At 28.6% G+C, this 26,966-nt stretch carries 30 protein-coding genes and 1 pseudogene; 13 read left to right on the top strand and 18 right to left on the bottom strand.

Annotated features, from left to right (window positions below; all coding sequences use genetic code 11):
• Positions 1-32: 32 nt before the first annotated feature.
• The 11 genes from spoVAC to FGQ49_RS06080 all read left to right on the top strand — a co-directional run bounded on the left by spoVAC (position 33) and on the right by FGQ49_RS06080 (position 9,517).
• Entirely contained in the window at positions 33-479 is a 447-nt protein-coding gene (gene spoVAC / locus FGQ49_RS06130; RefSeq protein ID WP_138268988.1) for a stage V sporulation protein AC, read from the top strand.
• Positions 480-482: 3 nt separating this feature from the next.
• Positions 483-1,499, top strand: a complete 1,017-nt coding sequence (spoVAD, locus tag FGQ49_RS06125; protein ID WP_138268987.1) for a stage V sporulation protein AD — start codon at positions 483-485, stop codon at positions 1,497-1,499.
• 10 nt (positions 1,500-1,509) lie between these two features.
• Positions 1,510-1,866, top strand: coding sequence for a stage V sporulation protein AE (spoVAE, locus tag FGQ49_RS06120; RefSeq protein ID WP_138268986.1), 357 nt, complete (start codon positions 1,510-1,512; stop codon positions 1,864-1,866).
• A 74-nt stretch (positions 1,867-1,940) separates the two neighbouring features.
• A complete protein-coding gene (locus FGQ49_RS06115; RefSeq protein ID WP_138268985.1) occupies positions 1,941-2,369 on the top strand; it encodes a hypothetical protein in 429 nt (142 codons plus the stop codon).
• A 73-nt stretch (positions 2,370-2,442) separates the two neighbouring features.
• Positions 2,443-3,096 carry a (d)CMP kinase gene (gene cmk, locus FGQ49_RS06110; protein ID WP_138268984.1) on the top strand — a complete coding sequence of 218 codons (654 nt, stop codon included), beginning with the start codon at positions 2,443-2,445 and terminating at the stop codon, positions 3,094-3,096.
• A 10-nt stretch (positions 3,097-3,106) separates the two neighbouring features.
• Positions 3,107-3,700, top strand: a complete 594-nt coding sequence (locus FGQ49_RS06105) for a lysophospholipid acyltransferase family protein (protein WP_138268983.1) — start codon at positions 3,107-3,109, stop codon at positions 3,698-3,700.
• 1 nt (position 3,701) lies between these two features.
• The gene (locus tag FGQ49_RS06100; protein ID WP_138268982.1) at positions 3,702-5,702 is read left to right on the top strand and encodes a bifunctional 4-hydroxy-3-methylbut-2-enyl diphosphate reductase/30S ribosomal protein S1; all 2,001 of its coding nucleotides are present in this window, start codon (positions 3,702-3,704) and stop codon (positions 5,700-5,702) included.
• A gap of 59 nt (positions 5,703-5,761) precedes the next feature.
• The gene (hxlA, locus tag FGQ49_RS06095; protein WP_138268981.1) at positions 5,762-6,391 is read left to right on the top strand and encodes a 3-hexulose-6-phosphate synthase; all 630 of its coding nucleotides are present in this window, start codon (positions 5,762-5,764) and stop codon (positions 6,389-6,391) included.
• Between the two features lie 110 nt (positions 6,392-6,501).
• Positions 6,502-7,593 carry a restriction endonuclease gene (locus tag FGQ49_RS06090; protein WP_138268980.1) on the top strand — a complete coding sequence of 364 codons (1,092 nt, stop codon included), beginning with the start codon at positions 6,502-6,504 and terminating at the stop codon, positions 7,591-7,593.
• Between the two features lie 33 nt (positions 7,594-7,626).
• Positions 7,627-8,610, top strand: coding sequence for a helix-turn-helix transcriptional regulator (locus FGQ49_RS06085; RefSeq protein WP_171020620.1), 984 nt, complete (start codon positions 7,627-7,629; stop codon positions 8,608-8,610).
• Positions 8,611-8,632: 22 nt separating this feature from the next.
• Positions 8,633-9,517: a tyrosine-type recombinase/integrase gene (locus FGQ49_RS06080; RefSeq protein ID WP_138268978.1), complete on the top strand. Its 885-nt coding sequence runs from the start codon at positions 8,633-8,635 to the stop codon at positions 9,515-9,517.
• A 272-nt stretch (positions 9,518-9,789) separates the two neighbouring features.
• Here the strand turns inward: FGQ49_RS06080 and FGQ49_RS06075 are convergent, their stop codons facing one another.
• The 6 genes and pseudogenes from FGQ49_RS06075 to FGQ49_RS06050 form a co-directional block, all read right to left on the bottom strand.
• Entirely contained in the window at positions 9,790-10,956 is a 1,167-nt protein-coding gene (locus FGQ49_RS06075) for an iron-containing alcohol dehydrogenase (RefSeq protein ID WP_138268977.1), read from the bottom strand.
• A 21-nt stretch (positions 10,957-10,977) separates the two neighbouring features.
• Positions 10,978-11,460 (bottom strand): flavodoxin, encoded by a 483-nt coding sequence (locus tag FGQ49_RS06070; RefSeq protein WP_138268976.1) that lies wholly within the window; start codon positions 11,458-11,460, stop codon positions 10,978-10,980.
• Between the two features lie 187 nt (positions 11,461-11,647).
• Positions 11,648-11,899, bottom strand: a pseudogene (locus FGQ49_RS06065) (type I restriction enzyme endonuclease domain-containing protein); the annotation flags it as partial.
• Positions 11,900-11,924: 25 nt separating this feature from the next.
• The gene (locus tag FGQ49_RS06060) at positions 11,925-14,069 is read right to left on the bottom strand and encodes a Tex family protein (protein WP_138268975.1); all 2,145 of its coding nucleotides are present in this window, start codon (positions 14,067-14,069) and stop codon (positions 11,925-11,927) included.
• A gap of 52 nt (positions 14,070-14,121) precedes the next feature.
• On the bottom strand, positions 14,122-14,463 hold the full coding sequence (locus FGQ49_RS06055; protein WP_138268974.1) for a branched-chain amino acid transporter permease: 342 nt from the start codon (positions 14,461-14,463) through the stop codon (positions 14,122-14,124).
• Positions 14,456-15,160, bottom strand: a complete 705-nt coding sequence (locus FGQ49_RS06050) for an AzlC family ABC transporter permease (RefSeq protein WP_138268973.1) — start codon at positions 15,158-15,160, stop codon at positions 14,456-14,458. Before FGQ49_RS06050 ends, FGQ49_RS06055 begins: the two co-directional genes overlap by 8 nt.
• A 106-nt stretch (positions 15,161-15,266) precedes the next feature.
• Between FGQ49_RS06050 and FGQ49_RS06045 the strand changes: the two genes are divergently transcribed.
• Positions 15,267-16,328, top strand: coding sequence for a tyrosine-type recombinase/integrase (locus tag FGQ49_RS06045; RefSeq protein ID WP_138268972.1), 1,062 nt, complete (start codon positions 15,267-15,269; stop codon positions 16,326-16,328).
• A gap of 162 nt (positions 16,329-16,490) precedes the next feature.
• Here the strand turns inward: FGQ49_RS06045 and FGQ49_RS06040 are convergent, their stop codons facing one another.
• A complete protein-coding gene (locus FGQ49_RS06040; protein WP_138268971.1) occupies positions 16,491-16,829 on the bottom strand; it encodes a LysM peptidoglycan-binding domain-containing protein in 339 nt (112 codons plus the stop codon).
• 181 nt (positions 16,830-17,010) lie between these two features.
• On the opposite strand from FGQ49_RS06040, the gene lexA reads away from it, so the two are divergent.
• Positions 17,011-17,655, top strand: coding sequence for a transcriptional repressor LexA (gene lexA, locus FGQ49_RS06035; protein WP_138268970.1), 645 nt, complete (start codon positions 17,011-17,013; stop codon positions 17,653-17,655).
• Between the two features lie 57 nt (positions 17,656-17,712).
• Here the strand turns inward: lexA and FGQ49_RS06030 are convergent, their stop codons facing one another.
• From FGQ49_RS06030 to FGQ49_RS10365, 11 genes are all read right to left on the bottom strand, one after another.
• Positions 17,713-18,963: an NAD(P)/FAD-dependent oxidoreductase gene (locus tag FGQ49_RS06030; RefSeq protein WP_138268969.1), complete on the bottom strand. Its 1,251-nt coding sequence runs from the start codon at positions 18,961-18,963 to the stop codon at positions 17,713-17,715.
• Entirely contained in the window at positions 18,956-20,122 is a 1,167-nt protein-coding gene (locus FGQ49_RS06025; protein WP_138268968.1) for a phosphoglycerate dehydrogenase, read from the bottom strand. The genes FGQ49_RS06030 and FGQ49_RS06025 overlap by 8 nt, the downstream gene beginning before the upstream one ends.
• Positions 20,123-20,135: 13 nt before the next feature.
• Entirely contained in the window at positions 20,136-21,209 is a 1,074-nt protein-coding gene (serC, locus tag FGQ49_RS06020) for a 3-phosphoserine/phosphohydroxythreonine transaminase (RefSeq protein ID WP_138268967.1), read from the bottom strand.
• The gene (locus FGQ49_RS06015) at positions 21,199-21,438 is read right to left on the bottom strand and encodes a hypothetical protein (RefSeq protein ID WP_138268966.1); all 240 of its coding nucleotides are present in this window, start codon (positions 21,436-21,438) and stop codon (positions 21,199-21,201) included. Before FGQ49_RS06015 ends, serC begins: the two co-directional genes overlap by 11 nt.
• 12 nt (positions 21,439-21,450) lie before the next feature.
• Positions 21,451-22,002, bottom strand: coding sequence for a hypothetical protein (locus FGQ49_RS06010; protein WP_171020619.1), 552 nt, complete (start codon positions 22,000-22,002; stop codon positions 21,451-21,453).
• Positions 22,003-22,035: 33 nt separating this feature from the next.
• Positions 22,036-23,490, bottom strand: a complete 1,455-nt coding sequence (locus tag FGQ49_RS06005) for a UDP-N-acetylmuramoyl-L-alanyl-D-glutamate--2,6-diaminopimelate ligase (RefSeq protein WP_171020618.1) — start codon at positions 23,488-23,490, stop codon at positions 22,036-22,038.
• Between the two features lie 241 nt (positions 23,491-23,731).
• On the bottom strand, positions 23,732-24,427 hold the full coding sequence (sigE, locus tag FGQ49_RS06000) for an RNA polymerase sporulation sigma factor SigE (RefSeq protein WP_138268963.1): 696 nt from the start codon (positions 24,425-24,427) through the stop codon (positions 23,732-23,734).
• A 12-nt stretch (positions 24,428-24,439) separates the two neighbouring features.
• On the bottom strand, positions 24,440-24,919 hold the full coding sequence (locus FGQ49_RS05995; protein ID WP_171020617.1) for a sigma-E processing peptidase SpoIIGA: 480 nt from the start codon (positions 24,917-24,919) through the stop codon (positions 24,440-24,442).
• 202 nt (positions 24,920-25,121) lie between these two features.
• Positions 25,122-25,607, bottom strand: coding sequence for a GNAT family N-acetyltransferase (locus FGQ49_RS05990; RefSeq protein ID WP_138268961.1), 486 nt, complete (start codon positions 25,605-25,607; stop codon positions 25,122-25,124).
• 9 nt (positions 25,608-25,616) lie between these two features.
• On the bottom strand, positions 25,617-26,606 hold the full coding sequence (locus FGQ49_RS05985) for a biotin--[acetyl-CoA-carboxylase] ligase (protein ID WP_171020616.1): 990 nt from the start codon (positions 26,604-26,606) through the stop codon (positions 25,617-25,619).
• Positions 26,607-26,745: 139 nt separating this feature from the next.
• Positions 26,746-26,966 (bottom strand): hypothetical protein (locus FGQ49_RS10365; protein ID WP_171020615.1); only part of this gene is annotated, 221 nt, incomplete at its 5' end.

Below are 26,966 nucleotides of genomic sequence, written 5' to 3'. Positions count from 1 at the left end.
AATATAAATAAATTTATTTTTGGGAGAAAGATATGGAAACCAACGAAAAAAATATAAAACAATATAAAAAAATAGTTAAGGAAAATAAACCAAAGCCTAAGAAAAGTCATTTAATAATGTCATTTTTAGTAGGAGGATTTATTTGTATTATAGGACAAATAATAAATGATTTTTTTTCTATGAAAGGATTTTCTATGACTGAAGCATCAAATATGACATCTATTGCACTTGTATTTATCGGTTCTTTTTTAACGGGTATAGGTGTTTACGATAATATAGGGAAAAAAGCCGGAGCAGGTTCTATAGTTCCAATAACAGGCTTTGCTAATAGTGTTGTATCTTGTGCCATGGAATACAGCAAAGAAGGATATATTTTTGGAATGGCAGCAAATATGTTTAAAATTGCAGGTCCTGTTATTGTATTTGGGATTACATCAAGTTCTATCGTAGGGCTTATATATTTTATTTTAACGAGGTAGATAATGAGTAAAAAACTTGGAAAGCAAACTTATAAATTTGATAATTTAATATCAATTTCAGATACCAGAGCCATAGTTGGACCAATGGAAGGAGAAGGTCCCTTAAGAAGTTATTTTAATGAAATTATTAAGGATGATTTACTCGGGCAGAATTCTTATGAAAAAGCAGAACATCAGATGTGCCTAAAAAATATTCTTGCACTGATGGAAAAGAACAATTTAAAACAAAGTGATATAGATATCTATATAGGCGGGGATTTATTAAATCAAATTATAACTACAAATCTTACTGCAAGAGATTTAAAAATTCCTTACTGGGGTATTTATAACGCATGTTCTACTTTTGTAGAGGCTCTTCAGACAGCTTCAACGCTTTTAGACGGCGACTTTATAGATACTGCTATAATAAGTGCTACAAGCCATTTTTCAACGGCAGAGAGACAGTATAGATACCCTTTGGAACTTGGAACACAGTCTCCGCCCACTGCTCAAAGAACTGTTACGGGGAGCGGCTGTGTACTGTTAAATAAAAATGTAACAAATAAACCAATAATAACACATATGACAATAGGAAAAGTTATGGATTTTGAACAAAATGATCCAAATGATATGGGAAGCGCAATGGCTATTGCCGCTTGTGATACAATTATTACTCATTTAGAAGATATAGACAAATCACCACAAGATTACGACTTAATAATTACAGGTGATTTGGGTATTGTGGGATACAATATCGCCAAGGACTTTTTAAGAAAAAAAGGAGTAAATATAGAAAATATATACAAAGACTGCGGAATGCTTATATACGACACAAAGAATCAAGATGTTGTAAGCGGAGGAAGCGGTGCAGGATGCAGTGCAAGCGTATTTTGTTCTTTTCTATACGATAAACTTTTAAAAAAAGAGTTAAACAATATTTTGCTTGTGGCAACAGGTGCTCTTTTAAGTCCTGTCTCTACGGGACAAAAGGAAAATATTCCTTGCATTGCACATGCAGTATCTATTGAAAATAAATATTAAAGGAGTTTTTATGGAATATTTAAATGTATTTATAACAGGTGGGATACTTTGTCTTATAGCACAAATTATAATGGATAATACAAAGCTTGTTTCCGGACAGATCCTTGTAATATATATAGTTATGGGGGTTATTTTAACGGCTATTGGATTATATGAACCCATAGTACAATTTGGAAAGGCAGGAGCGACAGTTCCTTTAACAGGTTTTGGTTATTCTCTGGTAAAAGGAACCATTCTTCAGGTAAAACAAGACGGAATTATTGGAATATTAACAGGTCCTCTTACGGCTACGGCAGGAGGAATTACCGCAGCAATAATTTTTGGATATTTTTTTGCGTTTATTTTTTCTCCAAAAACAAAAAAATAAAAATTATTTATTAACTTTACAAGTATTTTTTTTAAGTGCTGACATAAAATTTTAAAGAGGAAACAGGTGATAAAATGATATATAAATTTGAAAAATTTATAGTAAGTTTAATTGTTGTTTTAAGTATTTTATGTATTGGGCTTAATATTTTGGATAAAAACGAAATAATATCCACTGTAAGCAGTACTTCAAATGAACAGACAAAACTGGTAAATTCCAGTAATTATTTAGAAGCCGGAGTTATAAAAATGTCTTTTAGTGAAAGTGACGGAGTAAAAATACTTGTAAACGGAGAAGAAGATTTTAATTATACTTTAAAAAATAATATAATGACTCTTGCCGTAAGCGATAAAGATGTTGTGGAAGTGGATCTTAGAAACTTTAAAGAAGATAAATTAAGTGTACTTGTATTAAAGGTTTCTGATAATATAAAATCTCCAATTGTTAATGAAAAGTATGAATTTAACAAAGGTATAAACAAACTTTTTAGCGTTAAAATATAATTAAATACTTGTTAAAATTAAAAAGATATTATATAATATTTTATAAGTATTTATCAGAATTTGAGGTTTATTAATGAATAAAATAATAAATATAGCAATAGATGGACCTGCCGGTTCAGGTAAAAGTACAATAGCAAAAATAATCGCAAAAAAACTTAATATAACTTATCTTGATACAGGTTCTATGTATAGAGCTTTTACTTATTATGCACTTGAAAATAATGTTGAAAGCGATGATAAGGAAAATATTTTAAAACTTTTAGAAAGCATTGATCTTATTCTCGATAAAGGTTATATTTTTGTAAACGGCAAAGATGTAACAAAAGAAATAAGATTTGAAAATATAGATAAAAACGTTTCTAAATATGCAGCAATAAAAGAAGTAAGAGAAAAAATGGTAAATATTCAAAGAGATATTTCAAAAGGCAAAAGCGTCATAATGGACGGAAGAGATATTGGAAGCGTTGTTCTTCCAAATGCTGAATTTAAGTTTTATATGGATGCATCAGCAGAAGAACGAGCAAAGAGAAGATACCTTCAAAATATTGAAAGAGGAAAAGAAGTTCCATATGATGATATTTTAGAAGATATAAGACAAAGAGATGAAAACGACAAAAACAGAGAAGTTGATCCTCTTGTTATTTGTGAAGATGCAAAAGTTATTGATACATCAGATATGACAATAAATGAAGTAGTTGATTTGATAATAAATAAAGTAAACGGTTAGTAGGTAGTGTATGTTATATGATATTTTAAGACCAATAATTAAGGTTTTATTTAAAATTTTATATAAAGTTAAAGTAACAGGACTTGAAAATCTTCCTAATAAGGATGTTGCATATATCATTTCAGGCAACCATATTCATATTTGGGATCCTGTTTTTTTAGCTGTTCAAATTAAAGGAAGACATCTGCATTTTATGGCTAAGGATGTCTTATTTAAATCTAAATTTTTAAACTGGTTTTTACATAAAGTATATGCAATACCTGTAAAAAGAGAAGATAATGATATTGTTGCAATTAAAAGTGCAATAAAAGTTTTAAAGAATAAAGAAGTTTTGGGGCTTTTCCCTGAAGGAACAAGAAATAAAACAGACAAAAAAATGCTTGAACCAAAGGGCGGACTTGTTCTTTTGGCAACAAGAATGAAAGTTCCAGTTGTTCCCGTTGGAATAAGAGGCGAATATAAATTCAGAAAACCTCTTATAATTAATTACGGAAAGCCTATATATTTAGACAAATATTACGGTAAAAAACTTACAAGTGAAGATTTTGTAGAAATATGCAAAAAAGAAATCTATCCTGAAATTATAAGATTAAAGGAAATGTAAAATGAGTATAATAAAAGCAAAAAGTGCAGGATACTGCTTCGGTGTAAATAAAGCTGTTGAAACGGCTTATGAAGCAAGTAAAAACAAGAATGAAAAAGTTTATACCCTTGGACCTTTAATACATAATGCATTTGTTACAAATGAATTAAAGGAAAAAGGTGTAGATATAATTGAAGACCTTGACAGTATAGAAAGCGGAACGGTTATAATTCGTTCTCACGGCGTTGGAAAAGATGTATATGATAAGATTAAGGGAAAAAATCTAAAACTTATTGATGCAACTTGTCCTTATGTAAAATCTATTCAAAATAAGGTTGAAAAATATCATAATAAAGGGTATACTATAATAATTGTAGGAGATAAAAATCATCCCGAAGTTATAGGGGTTAACGGGTGGTGTGAGAACTCTGCTCATGTTATTTTCTCACTAGATGAAGCGAGAGAATTTAAAACAGATAACAGTGTTTGTATTGTTGCCCAAACTACAATTATTAAATCAATCTTTAATGATATAACAGATATTATTAAAGAAAATTGCGCAGATGTGGTAATTTTTAATACAATATGTAACGCCACAAGCGTAAGGCAGGAAGAAGCCAGTAAGATAGCATCAGAAGTTGAAGCTATGGTAGTTGTTGGTGATACTCATAGCTCAAATACAAAGAAATTGGTTGAAATCAGTAAATCAAAATGCAAAAATGTTTTCTTTGTTGAAAAAGCTTCGGACTTGGACGATGCTATAAAGAAATATAAGAATATTGGACTAACGGCTGGAGCATCTACACCAACCCAGTTAATAGAGGAGGTAATTAATACTATGGACAACAACATGGTGGATAGTTTTGAAAAAAACATCGAAGAATCAATGAAAGAAATTAGAGAGGGAGACATCGTTGAAGGCGAAATCGTTGCTGTCGATCACAATGAAGTAACAATGAATATTGGTTACAAATCAGACGGAATTGTTAAAAAAGCTGATTATTTATATGACCTTATGGAAGACTTAACAACAAAAGCCGCTAAAGGTGATAAAGTTAAAGTTATGGTTATGAGAATGAATGACGGTACAGGGAACGTTTCATTATCTAAAATCAAAGTTGATGAACTTAGTGCTTTAGATGAAGCAAAAGATAAATTTGAAGCAAAAGAAACAGTTAGCGCTAAAATTACAAAAGTTGTAAAAGGCGGTTTAATTGTTGATTTAGGATTCATTAAAGCATTCATGCCTGCTTCTTACTATGATACAAAATTCATTAAAGATTTTGATAATTTACTTGGTAAAGAAGTTGAATGTAGAATCGTAGAATTTGATAAAAACAAAAACAAAATTATTGTTTCAAGAAGAATTCTTCTTGAAGAAGCTTACAAAGAAAGAAAAGCTAAAGAAAAAGAAGCTAAAGACGCAGCTATTGCTAATTTAGAAATCGGTAAAGTTGTTGAAGCTCCAATCAAAAACATTACAAACTTTGGTATGTTCATTGATTTAGACGGCGTAGACGGATTTATTCATATTTCTGATATCGCTTGGAAAAGAGTTAACAACATTAATGATTTATACAAAGTTGGCGATACAGTAAAAGCTATTGTAACCGAACTTGACAAAGAAAGCTACAAAGTTAAATTAAGCGTTAAAGACTTAACAAAAGAACCATGGCAAGAATTTATTGAAAATTATACAGTAGGTCAAACAGTATCTGCTACAATTAAAAACACAACAAGCTTTGGTGCTTTTGCAGAAATCATTCCTGATGTTGAAGGTTTAATTCACATCTCTCAATTAGCATATGACAGAGTAAATAAAGTTGAAGATGTTGTTAAAACTGGTGATAAAGTTAACGTTAAAATCATTGACATTAACAAAGATAAAAGAAAAGTTTCTTTAAGCATTAAAGAAACAATGGATCCACCAAAAAGAAAAATTGAAAGAAACAAAGTTTATCATCAAGAAGATGGTAATGTAACTTTAGGTGATATCTTCGGTGACCTTTTAAAATCTGAATAGTATTAAATTTTCCCTGCACTTTATTTAGTGCGGGGATTTTTATTTAAAGGAGGAAAAAAATGAAACAATTACAAATTGCCTTGGACGTAAAAAGTTTGGAGGAAAGTATCGAAATTGTAAAAGAATGTGAAGAGTATATCGATATAATCGAATTTGGAACTCCTCTTGCTTATAAATACGGAAGTGAGGGAATAAAAAAATTAAAAGAAACCTTTAAAAATAAAAAGATACTTGCTGATTTTAAGATTATGGATGCAGGTGCATTTGAAACGAAAATAGCTCTTGATGCCGGTGCGGATATAGTAACTGTTCTTGCTGTAAGTGATAATCAAACAATAGAAGATTCTTTAGAAGAAGTAAAAAAAGCAGGGAAAGAACTTCTTGTTGATTTAATTTGCGTAGATAATTTAGAAGAAAGAGTTAAATATTTGGAAAGTATCGGTGTTGATTATATTTGTGTGCATACGGGAACTGATATACAAAAGAAAGGTGCAACCCCTCTTGATGATTTAATAAAAGTTAAAAGCTTAGTAAAAAATACAAAAGTCAGCGTTGCAGGCGGTGTAAAACTTGAAACATTAGAAGAAATAAATGCACAAAATCCCGATGTAATAATAGTTGGCGGAGGACTTGTAAATAGTTCTACACCAAAAGAAACAGCTAAAAAAATGAAAAAAATGATAAAATAATCTATAGAATTATATAAGACAGGGAAAAATTTCCCTGTCTGTTTTTTTATAATTGAAAAGTTTATAAATTTTGTTGTAAAATTGATATATAAATAAATAGGAGGTATATAATGTCAAATTATTATTTAAATAGAATTTCAAATGAATGGAAAGTATCTAAAGCATTATTATGTGAAAACAATGAATCCTATATTTCAATAGGATTTAAAGATTATATTGATAAAAACAATCCCGAAGCTTTATTAAAAACAAATGTAAAGGAATTTGAACAAGCCGTAAAAAATTCTTCTTCACAAACTGATAATGGTGAATTAGGTAATTTGAGACAAAGATGGACAATTTGGAGATTTGCAAAATATCAAAAAGGTGATTACATTTTAGTTCCTATGGAGAATAAAGATTTTTCTATTTATAAAGTAATAGAAAGTCCCTGCAGTATTTTTAAATTAAAAGGTAAAGAATTTAAAATAGATAGAAACATTAATAAAACAAAAATAAAAATAACAGATGATGGACTAGTTTTAAATGATGAAATTAAAGATATTGGGTTTGTTGCAAAGGTAGAAAAAGTAAGGGAAAGAATAAAAAGATCATTTGCTTCTCCTTCTTTAGTGGCAAGAATGAAAATAAGAAATACTCTTGCAGAGATTGATGATTTATCAGTTGAAATTGATAAAGTAATAAATAGCGAAAAAGATTTTAGTATAGAAGAAAATATAATTAATAATATAATGAAAAGTTTAATACCTTCTATTGAAGAAAATGTAACTCCTGATGGACTTGAAAATCTTATAAAATGGTTAATGGAAAAAATTGGAGCTGAATATGCAATAATTTTACCTAAAAATCCAAAAGAAAAAGAAAGCGAAGAAGATGCTGACGTAAAAGCAAGTTTTAGTGATTTAAAACTTAATATATATATTCAAGCAAAAAAACACGAAGGGAAAACATATGAAGAAGGCGTAAATCAAATAAAAAAATATAAGCAATTAATAGAAAAAAAAGTATCTATAGATGATGATGAAAAAAATTATAATAATTTGTATTGGGTTATTACTACAGCAAAAGAATTTAGTGAAGATGCAAAAAATATAGCAAAAGAAAATAACATTAGATTAATTTGTATAGAAGAATTTGCAAGGATGTTATTAGATGCTGGTCTAAAAAATTTATCTGAAGTAGAAAATTTTTATAAAAAATAATTATAATCAAAATATTAAATGAGTGGTAATGTTATGAAAAACAACAGATATAGAATTTTTCTTATTTTAAAACTTCTTTATGAAAAAAGCGACGAAGAAAATCCATTAACAACAAAAGATATTTTTAGTTATTTGAAAGAACATAATATTAATATAGATAGAAAAACATTTAATGAAGATATATCTTTTTTGTCAGAAGTAATGGGATATGATATAATTTGTGAGAAAGGCAATAAAAATATTTATTTCTTTGGTGAACGACTTTTTGAGCTTCCTGAGCTTGCAATGCTTATAGATGCGGTATCTTCTTCACAGTTTATAAGTAAAAAGAAAAGTAAGATTATCATAAATAAACTTATGATGTTAGTTTCAGAAAATCAAAGAAGACATCTTAATCGAAATATTATTAACACAGGAAAAGTAAAAACAAATAATAACTTAATATATTATATTATTGATTTGATAAATACAGCTATAAATAAAAATAAAAAAATATCTTTTAGATATTATGATTACAATATAAATAAAGATAAAATATTTAAAAATAATGGTGAAGTATATATTCTTAGCCCATACACTTTATATTGGAATCAAGATAAGTATTATCTTGTAGGTTATTCCGATAAAAGAAACGATGTTGTTTCTTTTAGAGTTGATAGGATGGAAATTCCAACAATGCTGGATGATGAAAGAACAAAGTTCCCAGATGGTTTTTCTATTACAGATTATGGGAAAAAGATATTTAGTATGTTTCCGGGGGAAGAAAAAGAAGTTATACTTAAATGTAAGAATGAATTAATGAAATATATAATAGATAAATTTGGGGAAGTTGTACCTGTTTTAGAAAAAGGAAAAGAGGATTTTTTAGTTAAAGTTCGTGTTGGACTAAGTCCGACATTTTATGCTTGGATATTTCAATTTGAGGGTGGAATTAAAATTGTCTCACCTCAAAATGTTATTGATGACTTTAATAAAATGTTAAATCAAAATTATATAGGAGAGAACTTCACTAAATAAATATTTAGTGAAGTTATGTAAAATGGAAAGTAAACTTATAAATGAATTTTTAAATACAAATAATATTTCTAAGGCATCAATTAAAGGGTATTTATATGACTTAAATACCTTTGTTTTATTTATGATGAAGAGAAACCATATTAATAATTTAGATAACGAAGCTGATAAAGATTTATTCTTAAACCTTAATAGTATCGACATGTATGCTTATGTTGATTATTTAAAAAAAGAACTTAAAAATTCAGATAAAACTATCGCAAGAAAAATATCTGCAGTTAAAAACTTTTATAAGTTTCTTAATAAAAAATATGGTCTAAATAACGAAATAGTTTCGTTCAAATTTAGATATAATAATGATAGTTTAAATAAAGATGTTCTTTCTAATGAGCAGATAAATGATTTAATAGATTACGTAAAAAACATTGAACCGGAAAAGAATCAAATAATAATTTTTCTTATGTTATTTAATGGACTTACGGTTAAAGAAGTTCAAAACATAAAAACTGAAGATATTTTTGATAATAATATCATAATAAACAAAAACAGTGAAAATGAAAGAATTGTTAAAATAAATGACGCTCTCAGAGGCATTTTAAGCCGTTTTTTATTTTCAAACGACCAACTATACCTGTTAAATAGTCCTTCAAATCCAAAAAAACCAATTTCAACAAGAAGAATACAAGAAATTGTTAAAAATGCACTTAAGAGAATAGGAATTGAAGAAAAAGGAATAAGCAGCAATATTTTAAGGAATACTGCAGTAAAAATGTTGAAAGATTATAACAATGCAGGTTTTAATGAAATTAAATCATTCCTGGGACTAAAAACAGATAAACAAATTGAAAGATATCTAAAAGATAAACAAGAAGAAATTGATATGAATAAAAATCCATTTAGTAAATTTTAAAATGGGATAGATATAAAATGGAATATATATTAAAAAGATAATAGAAAATAACATTATAAAGATATTAATGCTTAAAAGCCTTATAATCAAAGGGTTTGAGAAGATGTGTAAAAATATGTTAAATTTATTATAAAATATAGTCAATTCTATGTTAAAGTTGTCTTTAGCGGAAAGTTGATTAAAAACTATTTATATTCCCTTTAGATAAAAGTATCTTTAATATTAGTTATTTCAATAATAAAAAACAGCCCTACATAGAGCTGTTTTTTATATTACATACTTTCTTTTAATATTTGAACGATTTCTTCGTGGCTTAATTTTTTATAACCGCCTTCCATTATGAATGAACCTTTTGCAATTCCTTCAAGCATATCTTCTTTAACGCCTAAGTCTTTGATATTCATAACAAGACCGATTTCTTTCATCCATTCTTCCATTCTGTCAAGGCCTTCTTTTGCAATTTCTTCATCAGTTTTATTTTCTGGATTCACTCCCCATACGTTAATTGCAAATCTTTTAAATTTATTTAAACCATATGGACAGATATAACGATAATATGCCATTGAAATAGCTGATAAAGTCATACCGTGAGTTGCATCAGTATAAGCACCGATTGATTGACCTATCATATGAACCATCCAGTCTGTTGTTTTGCCTTTTGCAATCAAAGTATTTAATGCCCATGTTGCAATCCACATTATATTACTTCTTGCTTCATAATCTGTTGGATTTTTTACTGCTATTCTTGAACTATGAATTAATGATTTAAGTAACCCTTCACTAATATAGTCAGAAGTATTGTCATCATCATCTGAGAAATATTGTTCTGTGATATGATTCATAATATCGTAAAAACCTGCTACCATTTGATATTTAGGAAGTGTATAAGTATAAGTAGGGTTTAAAATTGAGAATTTAGGGAATACATTTTCGCCGAATACATGACCTATTTTTAATTTTTGTTCATGATTTGTAATAACTGCTCCCCCGTTCATTTCTGAACCTGTTCCTACCATTGTAAGTACACATCCTACAGGAATGATTTCATTATCTACATCTTCCATTCTTAAATAGTATTTATTCCATGGATCTTCATCGCAGTAAGTTGAAACAGAAACTGCTTTTGCGTAGTCACATACAGAACCGCCGCCAACTGCAAGAATTAAATCTACTTTATTTTCTTTAGCAATTTTACATCCTTCATAAAGTTTTTCTACTGTTGGGTTTGGCATTACTCCGGGATCTTCAAAAATGTTTTTGTCATTTGCTTTTAAAATTTCGATTACCTTATCATATATACCGTTTTTCTTTATTGAGCCACCACCGTAGCTAAGCATGATATTTTTACCATAATTTTTTAATTCATCATTTAAATAGTTTAATGAATCTTCACCAAAATATAATTTTGTAGGGTTTGAATATGAAAAATTTCCTAACATTTAATTTTCTTCTCCTTTATATTATAAATTTAAGCTTTTAACAAAGCTTTCTAATGCTTCTTTTGTAATATTACCGTTTAACATTTTGCCTTCTTTTATTATAGTGCTTTCAGATACGCTTCCTTTTAAATCCTTTGAAATACCTCTTAGACCACTACCTCCTGAAGTTGCGAATAATACAACCTCCTTGTTTTCAAAGTTGTATTTTTCAAGGAATGTATTGATAATAGTAGGCGCTGTATACCACCAAATTGGGAAACCTAAGAATATTACATCATAGTTTTCAATATTTGGATTATTATCTATAATTTCAGGTCTTGAAGATTTATCGTTCATTTCGATAGAACTTCTTGACTTTTTATCCATCCAATTTAAATCCGCTGATGTGTAAGGATTTTTTGGCTCTATTTCATAAATATCACAATTTAAAGCTTCAGCGAGCATTTGAGCTTTATGTTTTGTAGTTCCTGTTGCTGAAAAATAAGCAACTAATGTATTTTTCATCTTATAAAACCTCCTTGTTTTATCTTAGGCTTAGTCTATCACTTGGAGTTTACTCCATGTCAATACTTTATTTATATATTTTTATTTTAAATTAAAATACTAAATATATCAAATTCTATATTTATTGATATATATATACCTAAAAAGTATATATAAATTAAAACAAAAAAGACCTGTTAGGTCTTTTTTATAAATTATCTGCCCACATTTCGCACTGTGCCATTACGGTTTTAACTGCGTCATCCATACCTTCAGGTGGATATTTATGTTTACGTAGAAGTCTTTTAATAATCATTCGCATTTTTGCTCTTGCCGATTCTCTCATTTGCCAGTCTATGGTTTTATTTCTTCTTAGGGTTTCAGTTAGTTCTTTTGTAACTATTATAAGTTCATCATTTTCGTAGAAGTCTTTTATTGCATTAGGTTTTGTATTATAAAAAAGCCGTGTACATCACGGCTTTATATTACATAATCATTGAAAGGGAAATTCTTCCTTTATTCTTATCTACATCAGTAACGGTTACTTCAACTATATCCCCTGTTTTAAGTTTATCGCTAGGGTGTTTTATAAATGAATTTGATATTTGAGAGATATGAACAAGTCCGTCTTGATGAACTCCTATATCTACAAAGGCTCCAAAGTCAACAACGTTTCTAACCGTACCCATAAGTTTCATACCTACGATTAAATCTTCCATTTCCATTACATCACTTCTTAAAATAGGTTTGGGAAGTTCATCCCTTGGGTCTCTTCCAGGTTTGATTAATTCTTTTAGTATGTCTTTAAGTGTTGGTATACCTATTTCACATTCATTTGAAATATTATCAAGACCTATTTTTTCGGCTTCTTCTGTTATTGATTTTATGTTTTCTGTGTTAATGTCTTTTAGAGTATGTCCTGTAAGTTCAAGAACTTTCTTTGCCGCTTTGTATGATTCAGGGTGAACTCCTGAGTTATCAAGAGGGTTTGAACTTTCTGCAACTCTTAAGAAACCTGCACATTGTTCATATGATTTCTTACCAAGTTTTGGAACTTTTAAAAGCTCACTCCTTTTTGTATACATTCCGTTTTCTTCTCTATATGCTACGATATTTTTTGCAACGGCACTGCTTACTCCCGCAACATATTCAAGTAGCGATACAGATGCTGTGTTAAGGTCTACTCCAACACTGTTTACGGCACTTTCTACAACACCCGTTAATGCTTCATTTAATTTAGCCTTTGGCATATCGTGCTGATACTGTCCAACTCCTATGCTTTTTGGATCTATTTTTACAAGTTCTGCAAGTGGGTCTTGAAGTCTTCTTGCAATTGAAACTGCACTTCTTAAGGCAACATCATAATCAGGGAATTCTTTTGCTGCAAGTTTTGAGGCTGAATAAACTGATGCTCCGGCTTCACTTACAACAACATATTGAACCTTTGTGCCTTTTATTGTATCGGCAACAAATTTTTCTGATTCTCTTGATGCTGTTCCGTTACCTATTGAAATAACTTCAACATTATGTTTACTTATTAAATCTTTAATTATCTTTTCGCTTTCTTCAATTTTGTTGTGTGGTGGTGTTGGGTAAATTACGGTTGTGTCTAAAACTTTTCCCGTTCCGTCCACTACAGCGATTTTACATCCTGTTCTATAAGCCGGGTCAAGTCCAAGGGTTACTTTGTTTTTTACAGGTGGTTGCATTAAAAGCTGTTTTAGGTTTGTTGCAAAAGTCTTTATTGCACTTTCGTTTGCGCTTTCCGTTAAGTCGTTTCTTATTTCTCTTTCAATGGAAGGAAAAATAAGTCTGTCGAAAGCATCAATACAAGTTTCTTCTAAATATTTATATGCACTGCTTTTTGTATTTTTTATAACGTATTTATGTATTATATTTAAGGCTTCATCTTTATTAATTTCGATTGTAACCTTTAAAAATCCTTCTTTTTCTCCTCTGTTTAAAGCTAAAACTTTGTGTCCTTGAAGTCTTTTTACAGATTCTGAAAATTCATAGTAAGTTTGATATACACTGTCTTCATCTTTAGTGTTTTTGCTTATTATTTTACCTTTGTTTCTGATTAGTTTTTTAAGCTCTTTTCTTATATTTGCATTGTCTGAGATGTTTTCAGCGATTATGTCTAAAGCGCCTTTAATGGCTTCATCTTCGTTATTAACGCCTTTTTCTTCGCTTACATAATTTTTTGCGATTATTTTTATATCCTCTAAATCTGCTTCCTGCGAAAGTATAATATCACTTAAAGGTTCAAGACCTTTTTCCTTTGCAATTGATGCTCTTGTTTTTCTTTTAGGTTTGTAAGGTCTGTATAAGTCTTCAACTTCAGATAATGTATTTGCGTTATTTATTTCTTCTTCAAGTTCTTTTGTAAGTTTATCAAGTTTCTTAATAGAACTAATTACTTCTTCTTTTCTTTCTTTTAAGTTTCTTAAATATCCAAGTCTTTGTGCAACTTCTCTTAAAAGCTGGTCATCCATTGAACCTGTAAGTTCTTTACGGTATCTTGCTATAAAAGGAACAGTATCCCCTTTATCAAGCATTTCAATTACATTTTCAATGTGTTTTGGTTTTCTGTCAAATTCTTTTGATAATATATTTATTATTTCTTGCATATTTTACCTCTTTTATATAATTTACTTCACTAAATAATTATTTCGTGAAGTTTTAAACGAATATATATTGTATCATTATCATATATACCACTGTTGAACCGAATATACTTATAAAATTATTTCTTTTCCATACATGTAGCCCTATTGCAAGGAGCACACAGAATATTTCAGGTATTCCATAAGGATAAGAAATAAGAGAAGTATCTTTTAGACAGTATATAAGTAACATTGCCATCATTGCCGGCGGAAGAACTTTACCAAGATATAAAACCGTATCATTTGGTTTTTTGTTTTTTCCTGAAAAAAGTACAAAAGGAACAGCTCTTGTAAAGAAAGTAATTCCACTCATTATTAAAATTGCCATTAAACCTTGAAAGAGAGTATATTTATTCATTTACTATCCCCTCCTTTTCAAGTTTTTTCCTATCTCCCATTAAAAGAATCATTATTGCTATGATTGCAGGTATCATCATATTGTCAGGTCCAAAAATAAATAAAGCTACTAAAGCACAGATACCTCCTATAAAAATCGGTACTTTTGATTTAAGGTTAAACCATTGTTCTGTACAAAGAACGCAGAATAGTGCTATCATGGCAAATGATACACCTTCTGTGTTTATATTTATAAGTGAACCTATGGTTGCACCAAGAATTGAACCTATAATCCAGTAAGAATGGTCTAAGATAGAGATGTAAAAATAGTAGTTTTCTACATCGTCTTTTACACTTTCAGGAACGGTTGAAGAAGTTAATAGCGCATATGTTTCATCAGTTAAACCAAAAATCATATATACTTTCTTAAAAAAGCTTATATCTTTGAATTTTTCTATTAAAGAAAGTCCATAAACCATATGTCTAAAATGAACAAAAAGTGTCATAAGTGCAACACTTATCATACTCATTCCTGTTTGAAACATCATAACAGCCAAATATTGAAGTGTTCCTGCATAAATTACAAGGGACATTCCCCCTGCCCATATAAAATTAAGCCCGATACTTTGCATCATAAGTCCGAACGCAAGCCCGATAGACAAATATCCAAGAAGTACCGGCATTGTTACTTTAAAAGCCTCTTTAAATGTCTTATTCATGCTATACCCCTTTAATTTACTAAACTTTTTCTATTATACCACACAAGACTTTGAAATTTCAAAATAATGTAATATAATTGTTTATATAATTATTTTGGAGGTAAAAATGGCTGATTACAGTAAAGAAATGTCAAATAAATTAAACATTAAGCTAAGAAAACAAATTGAATATCTTCCTTCATTTGCAAATACATTTTTTAGAGGAATTTCCGCAAACACCTCCATTAAAACGAGAATAGCTTATGCAATGGATTTAAAAATATTCTTTGAATATTTAATAGAAAATCATCCTAAATTTACACATTATAAAGATATAAAAGATATATGTTTAAGTGACCTTGATTATATTAAGGCAGTAGATATTGAAGATTTCAGCGAGTATCTGTCTTATTACACAAAAGGCCATTATAAAAACGATGAAACAAAGGTAAGTTTATCTAATTCAAATAGAGGAAAAATGAGAAAACTTTCCACCCTTCGTTCTTTTTATAAATACTATTTTAAAAAAGAACTTATAAAAACAAATCCTACAGTGCTTGTTGATTTACCTAAAAACTACGAAAAGCCTATTGTAAGACTTGAACCAAACGAAGTTGCAAACCTTCTTGATGAAATAGAAAGCGGGAAAAACTTAACACCTTCCCAGCTTAAATATCACAACAAAACAAAAGTAAGAGATCTTGCAATTGTTACTTTGCTTGTTGGAACAGGAATTCGTATAAGTGAATGTGTCGGAATGAATATAAACGATGTAGATTTTGACAATGACAGTTTTGTGGTAACAAGAAAAGGTGGAAATAAAACAATTCTTTATATGCCAGAAGAAGTTAGGTCTGCCCTGCTTAGATATCTTAAGGAAGATAGAGAAAAAGTTGATGTAGAGGAAGATGCTTTGTTTTTATCCTTACAACACAAAAGAATGACTCAAAATTCAATTCAAAAGATGCTAAAAAAATATACAAAGATTGTAGTACCTCTTAAAAATATTTCACCTCATAAATTAAGAAGTACATACGGAACAAATCTCTATAAAGAAACAGGAGACATATATCTTGTTGCAGATGTTCTTGGACATAAAGATGTAAATACGACAAAAAAACATTATGCCGCAATTGAGGAAGAAAGAAGAAAAATTGCAGCTAGAGTTACAAAGCTAAGAGAAGATTAATAAAAATATACTAAAAAAAGACTGCCAGTCAGTCTTTTTTTAGAGTTTACAATATGTTTATATTATCCCTAAAGAGGGTCGGGAGCTGATACAACGAACATATATTCATGTTATACTAAATATTAGATAATTTGTTCGATTGCTCTGTTAAAAAAAATAAAATTAATAAGTTGGAAGTTTAATTGTCTGTCCGACATTTAAAGAATATCCTTTATCAAAATTATTTAATTTCTCAATATTATATATAGTTTCTCTTACATCTGTTTTTTCATCAGTAATGTTTTGTGCTATATCCCATATAGTATCATCTGCTTGGACTGTATAAACTTTATAATGCACATCATATAAGTTTTTAGCTTTAATATTATTCATAAAAGAAGGAATCATAGCAATTATAAACATAATCATAACAGTACAAATGATTCTTTTTCTTAATCTTGCTTTTCTTCTTCTTATCATTCTCATTCTTCTTTGTTTGTTTAAATTATTTCTTTGATTCATTTTTTTGTCCCCCTATTAATATAAAAGAACTTTTGTTCGTTTTCTATGGTTGTATTATACCAAACAGTTGTTCTATTTGTCAATATTTTTAGAACAAATTTTTGAATAATTTAGAACATAAGTTTGACAATGTTCGTTTTTTATGTATAATATAATTATATAATAGTAGGAGGTCATTTTTATGTATAATGATTTAACCAAAATTCAAATAAAGATATTAGAGTTTATAAAACAAGAACTTAAAGATAAAGGTTATCCGCCATCAGTAAGAGAAATAGGAGCAAATGTTGGTCTTACTTCAACTTCTTCAGTGCATAACCAGTTAAACAACCTTGAGAAAAAAGGCTATATTAAAAGAGGAGTATCAAAACAAAGAGCTATTGAAGTTGTTGGGTTTTCTCCTTTTACAAATAATGAACCAAGTTATGATGAAGTTAGTATGGTAGATGATGTCATAAATGTTCCTATAATCGGAAACGTTGCGGCAGGACTTCCTATTTTGGCTGAAGAAAACGTTGAAGATACTTATCCCCTTCCAAGTTCTTTTGTTGGAACAAAAGAATGTTTTATGCTAAATGTAAAAGGTGAAAGTATGAAAGATGCGGGAATACTTGATGGTGACATGGTAATAGTAAAAAAACAAAATACTGCAAATAATCATGATATGGTTGTTGCTTTAATAGAAAATGAAGCAACTGTAAAAACATTTTTCAAAGAACCAAACAGGATAAGATTACAACCTGAAAACCCAGCTTTTGAGCCTATTTATTCAACAGACTGTCAGATTTTGGGAAAAGTTATCGGTGTAATAAGAATGTTCTCATAAAATTAAAAGAAGGATTTTTCCTTCTTTTTTTAATAAAAAAAGAACGCTTATGCGTTCTTAATGTAAATTTTGTCCTGCGAGATAACCGGTTGAAAAAGCAATTTGTAAATTATATCCACCTGTAACAGCATGAACGTCGATTATTTCTCCGGCAAAGAATAGATTTTTTATAAGTCTTGATTCCATTGTAGAAGGATTTATTTCTTTTACGTTTATTCCTCCGTTTGTTATAATTGCTTCTTTAAAACTTCCAAGACCTGTTATATTAACTTGTAAGTCTTTGATTAAATTTAAAATGATTTTTCTTTCTTCTTTTGTTATTTGGTTTATCTGTTTTTCTTTGTTAATTTTGCTTAGTTCTATGATTTTTGCCGCAAGTGATTTTGGAAGAAGTAAATCAAGTGAATTTTTCACCATTTTATTTTGGTTCTTTTCAAAATCCCTTAATAATCTTTTTTCAAGAGTTTTAAAGTCAAGAGCAGGCTTTAAATCGATTTTTATCTTTGTATCAGATAATTTATCCATATTAATAAAATTACTTAAATAAAGGATTGTAGGCCCTGATATACCTTTATGAGTAAATAGAAGTTCTCCAAACTGTGAATTTTTCTTTTTACCCTTTATCATTAAAGTTACATCTACGTTTTTAAGAGTAAGCCCCATAAGTTCATGAACCCACTTATCACTGCTTAATATTTGAACAAGGGCAGGTATTGGATTTATAATCTTATGCCCAAGTTTCTTTGCAACTATATATCCGTATCCATCACTTCCTGTAGAAGGATAACTTTTACCCCCTGTTGCAAGGATAATGTTTTTAGCATATATTTTTTCTTTATTATTAAGCAAAACCCCTATGGCTTCGTTATTTTCGTTTAGAATTATATCCTTTAATTCTATATTATACATTATATTAAAATCAGGATATTTTTTAGCTATATTTAAAAGAGTTTTTGTAACGTCACTTGCTTTATCTGATACGGGAAAAACTCTGTCTCCCCTTTCAACCTTTGTTTTTAGTCCGTTTTTGTTAAGCATTTCAAGAAGACGTGTATTATCAAAAGTGTATAATGCACTATATAAAAATTCTTTATTTTTAACTATATGGTCAAAGAATTCCGATATATCTTTATTGTTTGTTACGTTGCATCTTCCCTTACCTGTTATGTAAATCTTTTTGCCTATTTTTTCGTTTTTTTCTATTAACAAAACTTTTTTATTACATTCTAAAGAGGAGATAGCCGCCATAATACCGGCAGCACCTCCTCCTATGATTATAACATCTAAATTAGATAAATTATTAGTCATTATGTAGTACTCTCACAGAAACTATACCTTCAACATTATTTAATGTTTCTTCGATATATTCGCTTACATCTGTATCAGTATCAATCATTGTGTAAGCATTTTCACCTTTACTTTTATTAATCATGTTTGCGATGTTTACATCGTTGCTTGCAAGTAATGCAGTAAATTGTCCAACCATGTTAGGAATGTTTTTATGAATAATACAAATTCTTGCTTTTGATTCTATTGCTCCTAAATCGCAGTTAGGGAAGTTAACGCTGTTTATAATATTACCATTTTCTAAGTATTCTCTTACTTGTCTTGCTGCCATTACAGCACATTTTGTTTCTGATTCCGGAGTAGATGCTCCAAGGTGAGGAATACAAATGATATTTTCGTTTCCAAGTAATTTTTCATTAGGGAAATCTGTTACATAACAAGAAACTTTACCACTATTTACAGCTTCTAAAATATCATCATCATTTACAAGCCCACCTCTTGCAAGGTTAAAGATTTTAATATTGTCTTTAGCTTTATCTAAAACTTCTTTATTTACTGTATCTTTTGTCGATTCCATTAAAGGAACGTGAATTGTTACAAAATCACATTTTTCAAATATTTTTTCTACATCATAACTTCTATTGATGTTTTTATTTATACTCCATGCATGTTCTACTGATAAGTATGGGTCATAACCATAAACTTCCATACCTAAAGAGTCAAGTGCATTTGCAACTAAAACACCGATCGCTCCAAGACCGATAACACCGACTTTTTTCCCTGCAAGTTCGTTTCCTTTATAATTAGATTTCTCTTTTTCAATTATTCCGGTAACATCAGAGTTTTTATCTAATGATTGAACCCATTTTGTTCCTTTGATGATATTTCTTGCAGCCATAAGGAATGCGCATAATACAAGTTCTTTTACTGCATTTGCATTTGCACCTGGTGTATTCATTACAACAACACCGTTTTTTGTACATTCTTCAACAGGAACATTATTATATCCTGCTCCGGCTCTTGCAATAACTTTACATTCTTTTGAAATAGGCTCTTCTTTTAAATTGTAGCTTCTTAAAATAATTCCGTCGTAGTCTTTAGAGTCTTGAACCTCTATATTTTTCCCAAGTAAATTTAATCCTTCTTCAGCAATTTTGTTAAAAGTTTTGATTTTGTACATTTTGACACTCTCCTTAAATGTTTTTCTTTTCATACTCATACATAAAGTCTATCAGTTTTTTTACATTTTCAATACCAACTCCATTATAAAGCCCAACCCTTACGGCATTATTCATGGATGTACTGATGTTTATTATATCATGTTTTTTTGCTTCTTTGATAAAATTATCATTATTTTTTGTCTTAAATATCAAAGAAGTTACAGATCTGTCTTCTTTTATGATGTCATTATCGTAAAATTTACTGTTATCTATAAAATCATATAATAAATTGGATTTTTCAATATTTATTTTTTCAATTTCCTCTACCCCACCATTTTCATAAAGGTACTTAACCATTTCGTAAATGATATATACCGCAAACGTATTTGGAGTTGTAAAGGAGTTGCCCGAGTAATAATAGTCCTTATAGGATAGAATTTTAGGAACATTTCTGTTTGTTTCTATCTCAAATAAATTTTTGTTTATAACTACAACACTGATACCGCTTGTTCCCATATTTTTTGCACTGCTTGCAAAAGATAAATCAAATTTGTTTATATCATATGTTTCGCTTAACAAATTTGATGTCATATCGGAAATTAATGGTATTCCCTCTACATCAGGTATTTTATCTTTATTAAACTTAGAACCTGATGAAGTATTGTTTGTACACATAAACAAATATTTACTGTTTTTATCTATGTCATCTAATGTAATTTTTGGAAGCGGACCTTTATGGTTTATTAGATTTATTTCATCTACATTAGCATATTTTCTCGCCTCCGTTACTGCATTGTTTGTCCATAAATCACTGTTTATTATGCTTACCGTATCATCTTCATTTGTAAAGTTTAGAGGAACCATGTCAAAATGCATACTGCCTCCTCCGTTTATAAATAATATTTCCATATTATCATTTAGATGAAGAAGTTTTTTAAGTATTTCACGTGTTTCATTCATTAAGTCAATAAAAAGAGGATTTTTATAGTTAAGTTCTAAGGCTGAAAACCCGCTGTTTTTGAAGTTTATTATATTTTTATTTATTCTTTCTATTACTTCCTTTGGCATAACAGGTGAAGATGCCGAAAAATTTATTTTACCTTCCATGTCTTCTTAGCCACTCCTCTCTTTTAAATTTCTGCTCTATTCTTCTTTGTCTTAATATTCTTTGTTCTTTTTTTTCTGCTTCTTTTGCCATATGTTTATAATTTCTGTATCCGTAGTGTCTTGCTGTAGAATCAATTCTTTTATTATATTTCTGCATAAGTCCTCTTGCATATAAAAAGACTAATACAATAAATATAAGTCCTGCAAGAACAGCTAAAATCAATTTCATATTATTTATCCTTTATATTAATTGTTCACATTTATGTTTATATTCACTTATATAACCATTGTATATTAATTTGCTGTTTAAAAATTCTTTATAATCCATTGGACGTCTTCTTGTATGGGCTTCGTTAAATGAATAAAATCCGCTTTCTTCAAAAAGATAGGATAGAAATTCAGCACAGTAATATCTGTTTTTTCTTTGTATGTCAAGCCCTATTCCATTTCCCACAAGTCCGATTATATTAAATTTATATGAAAACTTATTTGAATAAAAATATTCAATTATCCCTTTTATGTTATTATAAACCTCATCGTCTACTTCACATTCATAAACAAGACAAGGTATATTTTTATATACAGCATAGAATCCCTTATCCCAATCTTCTTTTATAAATCCTGCTATAAAAGGATTTCTTGGACTTCTTCTTCCGAAACAATACATTTCATTAAGTTCTTTATCTAAAGATATTGAAACATGATTGTAAGTTTCTTTTGCACATAATCTTATTGCTCTTGCTAACATTGTTCTTGTGCTTGTAAGAACTATATATATTTTCTTTCTTTCCATTGTTATTCCCATCTAAAATATGTAATTTGTAATTTAATTTTTTAAAGCATTTAAAATTTCATCTCTGTCAGAGAAAAATATCTTTTTATCCCCTATTTCTTGATAAGTTTCATGTCCTTTTCCAAGAATAAGTACAATTTCGTTTTCATCTGTTAATTTATGTTTTACAACTTCATTTATAGCATCTTTTCTATCATTTATTACTTTGACTTTGTCTTTGTTTTCTATTCCTTTTAGGATATCATTTATTATATCGTCGTTGTTTTCTTTTCTTGGATTGTCCATTGTTAAGACTATATTATCAGCATATTTTTCACCGATACTTCCCATCATAGGTCTTTTCCCATGATCTCTGTTTCCTCCACATCCAAACACAAGAGTAATTTTTTTACTGCTTACTTCTTTAACGAGTTTTAAAACATTTTCCATTGCGTCCGGAGTATGAGCATAATCTATAAATATGTCTTTATGGATTTTTTCAACTCTGCCGTTTGTACCGTGATATTTCTTAATTGCATTTTTTATTTCTTCATAAGAAAAACCTTCCAAAAGGGCAATTATTATCGCCGGTGTAATATTATATATGTTAAACTTTCCGATACTGTAAGTTTCAAATCTATATTCTTTATCTTTATTTACCAAAGTAAAATCGGATTTTTCCAAACTTAAATCGTTTATTACTATTTTATAATCACAGTCTTCATTCATGCCAAAGGAAATTACGTTTATTTTATCTTCTTTTAACTCATTATAAAGTCTATTACCGTATTTATCGTCTGTATTTATAATACTGAATTTATCAACCATATAATAAAGTTTTTTCTTTGCCTGATAATAATTTTCCATTGTTTTATGAAAATCCAAATGATCTTGAGATAAGTTTGAAAATACACCTATGTAAAAATTCAAATAGCTTACCCTGTCCAAAACAAGACCATGGGATGAAACTTCCATAAAACAATAATCTACTTTATTATTTACCATTTCTCTGAAGTCTTTTGTAAGTTCTGTGATTTCAGGCGTTGTTCTTATTATTTGACCTTCAAGTTTTGTATTTTTTCTTCCCAAAGTTCCTATATAATCGCTTTTAAAACCTAAATTTTCAAATAATGTTCCCGCCATATCACAAAAAGACGTTTTACCGTTTGTACCGCTTATTCCGATTAACTTAAGTTCCTTGCTTGGAAAAGAAGTAAATTTATTTGCAAAATATGCAAGTGCATTTCTTGTATTTTTGCATTTTATATATACTATGTTTTCCTCATATTTATCAAGTTCTTCACTGTGACAAACTACTGTTGCTCCAAGTTCTATTGCACTTTTTATGTATTTATGTCCGTCGGTTTCGTAACCTTTTATTGCAACAAATAAAGTGTTTTTACTGCACTTTCTTGAGTCAAATTCTATATTGTCAATTTTTATGTTTTCTATATTTTTCCCCTTGGTTAACTCATAATCGTAACCGCTTATAATATCCTCTAAATTCAAAATAATACTCCTTAAATATTTTTACCTTATCTTAAAAAGGCAGATTATAAAATTATTAAGAATAATATTTTAAAATTGTAATAAAAAAAAATTCTTAGTATTAAGAAATATAAAAAGTGTATATTTGTTAGAATTTTATTCTTAAATATTCTAAGATAAATAATAACATTATTTTAAAATAAAATAAATACCTTTTATTCAAAGTTAGGTTATTTATTAAAAAAAGAAGGTATAAACCTTCTTATGTACACATCTTTTTCACTTCCTTTTTTAAATTAGATATTATTCTTTTTTCCAGTCTTGAAATATAAGACTGAGAAATATTTAGCATATTTGCAAGTTCTTTTTGAGTTTTCTTCTCTTTTCCGTTTAAGCCAAAGCGATAATTTATGATTTCTTTTTCACTTTCTTTTAAATTATTAACTGCTTCAAGCATAATTTCCTTGTTAACATCTCTGTCTATTTTATCTTTTACAGGGTCTGTTGCTGTTCCCAGTATATCTGAAAGTAAAAGCTCGTTTCCGTCATAATCTACGTTTAAAGGTTCATCAAGAGATATTTCGCCTTTTATTCTGTTTACTTTTCTAAGATGCATTAATATTTCGTTTTCTATACATTTTGATGCGTAAGTTGCAAGTTTTATGTTCTTTTCTACTTTAAATGTTTTAACTGCTTTTATAAGTCCTATTGTTCCGATTGAAATTAAATCTTCCACCCCTGTTGAAGATGTATCGAATTTTTTTGCTATATATACTACTAACCTTAAATTTCTCTCTATCAAAATTGTTTTTGCAGCATTATTTTCACCCTTTTGAAGTTCATTCAAAATTCTTGCTTCTTCTTCCTTTGTTAAAGGAGGAGGTAACATATAAGAACCCGAAATATAAAATAATTTATTCTTTTTGTTTTTTTTAAACAAAGTAAATAATTTAAACATAAAGCCTCCTGTTTATTTTAATATTGATAACGGAAGAAGAGCCAACGACTCATTAATATCTAATACTCCAACACATGGATTATAAATTGTCTTTTTAAAATCCTTTTTTTCTATAATGATTTTGTCTAAATTTAAGATAGGTAAAATAATTTTTTCTCTTTGATAATTTAAAAATGTATAAGAAAGTCTTTGTTTTAAATCGAAAGGAAGTTTGTTATATGTATTAAAAAAATCGTTGTAATTCATTGTTTTAAAAGATAAATTCAAATTTAAAAGATTTTTAATAATGTCTTTGTCTATTATTATTACATCTTTTCCCTTTGAATTCTTAACGAGATTTCCCGTATCTAAAAAACCTTTAAATGAAATAAATCTATCTTTATAATAAAGAATACATATGTAATTCAAAGAAGGATTCTTTACTCTCCTAAAAAATAAATATGCAAGTACATAAGTAAAAATTACAAAAAAATGTTTCTTTTTAAAACTCATATATCCCACCTCGAAAAACATTTTACATTCTTTGGATAAATGATTTTGTCATAATGAAATTATATGAATTTGTTATAAAAGAATATAATAAAATTAAAAATAGAATGTTTTATATTATCTTTATCACAAAAAATTCCATTATTGTAATAAGAAAATAAAAAAGACACTTTTTATATTTAAGCATCTTTTTTAATGTATTAATTTAATTATTTTCTGCCATATTTATGAGATTTTTCCCTGTAAGCCTGTATACTGTCCATCCTTCCATTGGTACGGCTTTTAGAGATAAATAAAAATCTATGCTTGGCTTGTTCCAATCAAGACAAGACCATTCAAGTCTTCCGCAGCCTCTTTCAACTGTAATTTTAGCAAGTTCTTTTAAAGTTGCTTTTCCAATACCTTTATTTCTGTATTCTTCCAAGATAAATAAATCTTCAAGATATATTCCGCTTCTTCCAAGGAATGTTGAAAAATTATGGAAGAATAAAGCAAATCCAACTTCTTTTCTATCATATAAAGGAAATATTACTTCTGCCTTTCCCTTTTCAAAAATCCATTCTTTAAGTAAATCTTCTGTTGCTACCACTTCGTTAAGCATTTTTTCATATTCTGCAAGTCTCTTGATAAAATTAAGAATTAAGCCTGTATCTTCTTTTTTTGCAAATCTAAATTTTAGTTTACTGTCCATAATTACTCCTTACATTTTTATTCCTCTTTTTCTTAAACTTATTTCACCGCTGTTAAAATTCCTTATTTCACCCTCATTTGTTTTTATCTTAATAGAAAAATCTTTGTTTAAATCAACAAGGGTTCCTTGAATTGTTTCATTTCCGATAAAACAAGTTACTTTCTCGTTTAAGTATAGCATTTTTTCTTTGTATTCTTCATATAAAGCTTTTTTGTCAAAATTAATATATCTTTTTTCAAAGGCATTTAAAAATTTTGCTATAAACTTATTTCTGTTTTCTTTCTTTCCCGTAAAGTCATTTACAAACCCAACTATATCTTCTATTTCTTTTGGAACGGGTGTATCTTTTGGACGGTTTATATTTATTCCAACTCCTATAATCACACTGTCTATACTTCCGTTTTCAACACTTAAAATTCCCTCTGTTAAAATTCCGCAAATCTTTTTTCCGTTTATATAAACATCATTTACCCACTTAATGTCGCAGTCAATACCGCATATTTCCTTAACTGCTTCCACTACACTTAAACCGCATATTATAGTAATTAAATTTATGTCACTTACGCTGAATTTTGGTTTTAACAAAACACTTATAAAAGCATTTGAGTTTTTTGGGGAAAAGAAACTTCTTCCTCTTCTTCCTCTGCCTAAAGTCTGTTCATTTGCTATTATGGTTCTTCCTTCTCTTTTTTCACTATTTTCCATATTTTTAAAATAGTTAAGAGTAGAATCTATGCTTTCAACTATTTCAAGTTCTCTTCCTATTAAAATGGTATTTAGAAATTTTTCTATTTCTTCTTTGTTTAAATAACTTATATTGCTGTTTAGCATATATCCTCTGTTTTTTATGGAAGATATATCATAACCTTCGTTTTTAAGCAGATTAATATTCTTCCAAACGGCATTTCTTGATATGTTAAGTTTATTTGCAATAAAGCCCCCTGAAACAATTTCACCGCTTTTCACTTTTAATATTTCAAGTATTTTATCTTTATTCATATTTTTCACCCATAAATATATTATAAAACAAAAATTCATATGTCAACATTAAATATAATATTGGTTGACATATGAATTTTGTATAGTAGGTTTTATATAATATTTTTACAATATAATTTATAAACAAAGAAAATATACCTTATTTTAAATGCCTTAATTCTTTATCGGTATATTCTCTTAAAGTTTCTTCTTCAAGCATGTAAAAAGAATCTCCCAAGGAATCTTCTCTATATTTTCCGGTATTTTTTTCAACATTATAAATAACCGAACTAGCATAACTTATTCCTTTTTTAAAATCTATTTCCTTTGGATAGATTTCAAAAACAAATCTATAAGGTGTTTCAAAACATTTATAAACTT

The sequence above is a fragment of the Anaerofustis stercorihominis genome, assembly GCF_005844425.1.
GTDB lineage: Bacteria > Bacillota > Clostridia > Eubacteriales > Anaerofustaceae > Anaerofustis > Anaerofustis butyriciformans.
Note: the sequence above shows the minus strand (reverse complement) of the source record. Positions and strands in the feature narration are given on the sequence as shown.